General features: G+C 74.4%; 3 protein-coding genes. 2 read left to right on the top strand and 1 reads right to left on the bottom strand.

What is annotated here, in order from left to right; genetic code table 11:
• Positions 1–363: 363 nt before the first annotated feature.
• Positions 364–1821: an MFS transporter gene (locus tag AB0F62_RS42320; RefSeq protein ID WP_361812125.1), complete on the bottom strand. Its 1458-nt coding sequence runs from the start codon at positions 1819–1821 to the stop codon at positions 364–366.
• 301 nt (positions 1822–2122) lie between these two features.
• Between AB0F62_RS42320 and AB0F62_RS42315 the strand changes: the two genes are divergently transcribed.
• Both AB0F62_RS42315 and fusA read left to right on the top strand, forming a co-directional pair.
• On the top strand, positions 2123–2701 hold the full coding sequence (locus AB0F62_RS42315; protein WP_361812122.1) for a helix-turn-helix domain-containing protein: 579 nt from the start codon (positions 2123–2125) through the stop codon (positions 2699–2701).
• A gap of 552 nt (positions 2702–3253) precedes the next feature.
• Entirely contained in the window at positions 3254–5275 is a 2022-nt protein-coding gene (gene fusA / locus AB0F62_RS42310; RefSeq protein WP_361812119.1) for an elongation factor G, read from the top strand.
• Positions 5276–5330 lie beyond the last annotated feature (55 nt).

The raw sequence follows: 5330 nt of genomic DNA, 5'->3' as shown, positions 1-5330 counted from the left end.
GGCGCATCTTCCGTCACGCCCGCTGCGGCCCCAACCGCCTGTCGTCAGCGGCAAGAGCCGTACTCACCCTGGAAAGGCAACGCTGAAAAGGCTCATTGCCTGGCTCATCCGGGCCCATCCGGGACGACACGGCGCAAACGGTTCCCCGGAGGTGCCGCGACGCGGCGTCCGAGGCGGGCCGGGACCCGGTCGCGGACGGGTGGGCCGGTTCGTGAGGCCGGGCACGGGCGCGGGGAGAGGCCCGAGCCGTGAGGGCGGCCGTGACGGCGAGGGTGCCGGCGGCCGTCGCGGCGCGCACACGGGCGGGCGCGGCGGCTCCTGTCGGGACCGGCGCGCCCGCCCGCGGTGATCGCGGGCCACGCGTCAGCCGCGCGCGCCCGTCGGAACGGTCCGCGGGTTCGCCGCGCTGATCTCGTCGGCGGCCGGCACCGCGCTTCCCGCCGCGTGGCGGGCGGCGCGGTGGACCGGGACGAGGAGCGCGGCCAGGGCCGCGGCCAGGCACAGGACGGCCAGCAGGCCGAAGGCGTGGGTGTAGCCGGAGGCGTAGGGCAGGCCCGAGGGCTGGAGCCGGCTGGTGACCAGGACGCTGGTGACCGCGGCGCCGATGGAACCGCCGATGGTGCGGATGTTGGCGTTCATACCGCTCGCGGCGCCGGTCTGCTCGGCCGGGACGCTGCGCACGATCAGGTTGGCCATGGAGGCGAAGGCGAGCCCGATGCCCAGGCCGAAGATGCCGGCCGCGAAGGCCACCTGCCACTGCCGGTCGTGCCAGGCCGCGAGGGAGCCGCAGGCCACGGCGCCGAGTGCGGCACCGGTCGTGAGCAGGCGCTTGGCGCCCACGACGGGCTCCAGCCGGCCGCTGAGGACGCCGGAGAGGAACATCGCGATCAGCATCGGCAGCATCAGCAGGCCGGCCCCCGTCACGCTGGCGCCGAAGCCGTAGCCCGCGGCGCTCGGGGTCTGGGCGAAGCCGGGCAGGAAGGACCAGATCGAGTACATCCCCGCGCCGAAGAGCAGGCCGGCGGCGTTGGTGGTCCACACCGCGCGCAGCCGCATGATGCGCAGATCGATCAGGGGGAACCGGGAGCGTGCCTCGGTGAACAGCCACAGCGCGAACAGGACGACCGCGGCGGCGAACAGGCCCAGCGCACGGCCGGAGGTCCAGCCCCACCGGGTCGCCTGGCTGAGCGGCAGCAGCAGCGCCACCAGCCAGCCCGACAGGAGGATCGCGCCGAGCCAGTTGACGCGGCCCTCGGCCCGGCTCGGGGACTCGGGCACGTAGCGGTAGGCGATCAGCGCGGTGAGCGCGACGACGGCGACGGGCAGCCAGAACAGCCAGCGGTAGTCGAGCGCCGAGACGATCGGGCCGGCCGCCACGATGCCGACACCGCCGCCCGCGGCGATCACGGCGGACAGGTTGCTGATGCTGGGGCCCACCCGGCTCGCGGTGAACTCGTCCCGGATGATCCCGAAGGACAGCGGGAAGAGCGCGCCGCCGATGCCCTGGACGACGCGGGCGATGATCAGCACCCCGATGGACGGCGCGAGCGCGGCGAGCAGGCAGCCCAGGGTCAGGGTCACCAGGACGGCGACGAGGGTGCGCTTCTTGCCGATCAGGTCGCCGACCCGGCCGAGGATGGGGGTGAAGACCGAGGCGGACAGCAGGTAGGCCGTCATCACCCAGGTCACGGTGGACTGCGAGGTGTGCATGGCGTGCTGGACGGTCGGCAGGGCCGGCGCGATCAGCGACTGGAGCATGGAGAACACGCCCGCACCGGTCGCGAGGACGGCGAAGGTGAGGCGGGTGGACTTTTGCGGCATGAAAAGCCTCTCCGGTTCGGAGCGGGGTGTGGCCGGGAGCGTCCGGCCGTGGTCGTGCGGGCCGCGCGGGCAGCCCGGGGAACCGGTGGTCGCGCGGTCGCGGCCGCCGGGGGGAGTCCGGGAGCGGGCGGTGCGTCGTCGCAGGGCCCGCGGGAGGGGTCACATCGGGGTGTGGACGCCTTGCCGTCGCGTGCGGGGCACGGGTCGACGGGAAGCACACCCCGACTGGTAAAGTGGAGGTATGCCTCCACTGTAGCGGAGGCTACCCTCCACTTCAAAGCGTTCCGGTCAGGAGGCAGCAGTGACGGCCGACACGTTCCCCGCCAGTGAGATCGTCGCGTCCCAGCGCCCGCACCGAAGGGACGCGGCGCGCAACTACGACGCCCTGCTGGCCGCGGCCCGTGAGGCCTTCGCCGAGAACGGCGCCGACGCGTCGCTGGAGGACATCGCCCGCCGCGCGGGCGTGGGCATCGCGACCCTCTACCGGAACTTCCCCACCCGCCGGCACCTCTTCGAGTCCGTCTACGCGGACGAGGTCAACGACCTGTGCCGGTTCGCCCGGGAGGTCGCCGACCGCGAGCCGTGGGAGGCGCTCACCTCCTGGCTGGGCCGCTTCGTCGACTACACCGTGACCAAGCGGGCCATCCGCGAGGCCCTCAACGACGAGTCCGATGTCTTCCTGGCCTGCCGCGACTCCATGTTCCAGGCCGGTGGCCCCCTCTTCGAGCGCGCCCAGAAGTCCGGCGACGCCCGCACCGACATCTCCGTCGACGACCTGCTCCGCATGGTCGCCGGCATCAGCGCCACGAAGTTCCTCGACGACGCCCAGCGCGACCGCATCCTGTCCGTCGCGCTCGACGGCGTCCGCGCGGCGCGCTGAGGCACCGGGCTCTTCGCGGGGGCCGGGACGAGGCCGTCCCGGCCGGGGCCGCGTGACCGCGCCCGCCGTGCCGGGCGGCCGGTACGGCGGAGACGGCGACGGGCGGGCGGGCCGGTATGGCGGGGACGGCAAGGGGCGGGCGGCCGCCGCGGAGAAAACCCCGTGCCCCGGGCCCGCCCCGATCACTACACTCGCCTCCATCGCGCGCCGACCGTCAACGCGGCGCGCATCCGTGACGAACGAGGGGAGCCCGGCCGTGTGTTGCCGCACCGCTGCTGTCGTGCCCCCGTCACGCCATGAGGTGATCCTGGTGTCTTCGCCGGCCCGGTGCCGGCTGCGCGGCCGGCACCGGACGTCCGCGACGACGATCTGACCCCTCGTACGACCCGAGCCCGGGCCGCCGGGCGGGCGCGCCCTCGGGCAGCCCCGCCGCGCCCGGCAGGCGCTCCGCAAGCGCTCGGTGCTCACGAGGGCTCCCACGGCCCGCCCGACGGGCCGTCTCGTCCGGGGAATCGCGCGCCCATCTCCGGATCACCCGAAAGGCCACAGGCCATGCGCACCGTCAACCCGCCGACCGCCGTACGCAATCTCGGCATCCTCGCCCACGTCGACGCGGGCAAGACCACCGTCACCGAACGGATCCTCTACCTCACCGGCGCCACCTACAAGCGCGGCGAGGTCCACGACGGCACGACCGTCACCGACTTCGACCCGCAGGAGCGCGACCGCGGCATCACCATCTTCGCCGCCGCCGTGAGCTGCGACTGGGACGGCCACCGGCTCAACCTGATCGACACCCCGGGGCACGTCGACTTCTCCGACGAGGTCGAGCGCTCGCTGCGCGTCCTCGACGGCGCGATCGCGGTCTTCGACGCGGTGGCCGGCGTCGAGCCGCAGAGCGAGTCGGTGTGGCGGCAGGCCGACCGGCACGGTGTGCCGCGGATCGCCTTCGTCAACAAACTGGACCGGGCCGGCGCGGACCTCGACACCGCGGCCCGCTCCATCCGCGAGCGCCTGCGCACCGTCCCGCTCGTCGTCCAGCTGCCCATCGGACGGGAGGACGCCTTCACGGGCGTGGTGGACCTGCTCCGCCTGCGCGCCCTGGTGTGGGCCGACGGTGAGGACACGTACGCCGAGGGCCCCGTGCCCGACGGCCTGCGCGAGGAGGCGCTGCGCCGCCGCCGGGCGCTGGAGGAGGCGGTGGCGGAGCTGCATCCGGCCGCGCTGGAGGAGTTCTGCGAGCGGTCGGCGCTGTCGGAGGCGACGCTGCGCTCCGCGCTGCGCGACCTGACGCTGAACGGTGAGGGCGTCGTGGTGCTGTGCGGTTCGGCGTACCGCAACCGCGGCATCGAGCCGCTGCTGGAGGCGGTCGTGGCCTACCTGCCGTCGCCGCTGGACGTCCCGGCGGTACGGGAGGCCGCCGATCCGGCGGCGCCGTTCGCCGGGCTGGTGTTCAAGGTGACCGCGACCGCCACCGGGCGGCTGACGTACCTGCGCGTATACGAGGGAACGATCCGGAAGGGGGACGCCGTGCTGGACGCGCGCGCCGGGCGCACCGAGCGGATCGGCCGGATCCTGCGGGTCCAGGCCGACCGGCACGTCGACGTCGACGCGGCGGTGGCCGGGGACATCGTCGCGGTGGTCGGTGTGAAGTCCGCGTCCGCGGGCGCCACGCTGTGCGCCCCCGGGGCGCCGCTGGTCCTCGAACCGCCGTCCGTTGCGGCACCGGTCGTGTTCGTCGCCGTCGAGGCCGCGCGCACCACCGACACCGACCGTCTCGCGGTGGCTCTGGCCCGGCTGGCCGAGGAGGACCCCTCGCTGGCCGTGCGGACCGACCCCGAGACCGGCCAGACGGTGCTGTCCGGCATGGGCGAACTCCACCTGGAGGTCGCGGTGGAGAAGATCCGGCGCGCGCAGGGGCTGGACGTCCGCGTCGGGCGGCCGCAGGTCGCCTACCGGGAGACGCTCGTCCGCGGCGTGTCCGGGCTGCTCTACCGGCACGTCAAACAGGAGGGCGGCGCCGGGCAGTTCGCGCATGTCGTCCTCGACGTCGAACCGCACGCGGAAACCGCGTTCGCGTTCGCCTCGACGGTCGTCGGCGGGCGGGTGCCGAAGGAGTTCGTCCGCGCGGTCGAGGCCGGCTGCCGGGACGCCCTCGCCGAGGGTCCCCTCGGCGGGCACCCCGTCACGGGCCTGCGGGTCACCCTGACCGACGGTGCCACGCACTCCCGGGACTCCTCGGAGACGGCCTTCCGCACCGCCGGCCGCCTCGCCCTCCGGGAGGCCCTGCGCGGCGGCGTCATGGCGCTGCTCGAACCGGTCGTCGAGCTCACGGCCACCGTTCCCGACGACTGCGTGGGCGCCGTCCTCGGTGACCTCGCCGCGCGCCGCGGCCGCGTCACCGGTTCGACGACGCGTTCCGGCACGGCGGTCGTCACCGCGACGGTCCCGCTGGCCGAACTGTTCGGCTACGCGACCCGGCTGCGCAGCCGCACCCAGGGCCGCGGCACCTTCACCACCCGGCCGAGCGGGTACGCCCCGGCCCCGGCGGGCACGGGACTTCGGCCAACATGATTGTGACCGACCGTTCTCTCTAGAGCTGCGGATCAGAAGGTGCGGCGCTCCGGCG

Source organism: Streptomyces sp. NPDC026673, from assembly GCF_040638135.1.
Taxonomy (GTDB): domain Bacteria; phylum Actinomycetota; class Actinomycetes; order Streptomycetales; family Streptomycetaceae; genus Actinacidiphila.
Note: the sequence above shows the minus strand (reverse complement) of the source record. Positions and strands in the feature narration are given on the sequence as shown.

Coding starts and splice junctions, on each gene's coding strand:
- AB0F62_RS42320 (WP_361812125.1), bottom strand. CDS start 1,821: ATGCCGCAAAAGTCCACCCGCCTCACCTTCGCCGTCCTCGCGACCGGT.
- fusA (WP_361812119.1), top strand. CDS start 3,254: ATGCGCACCGTCAACCCGCCGACCGCCGTACGCAATCTCGGCATCCTC.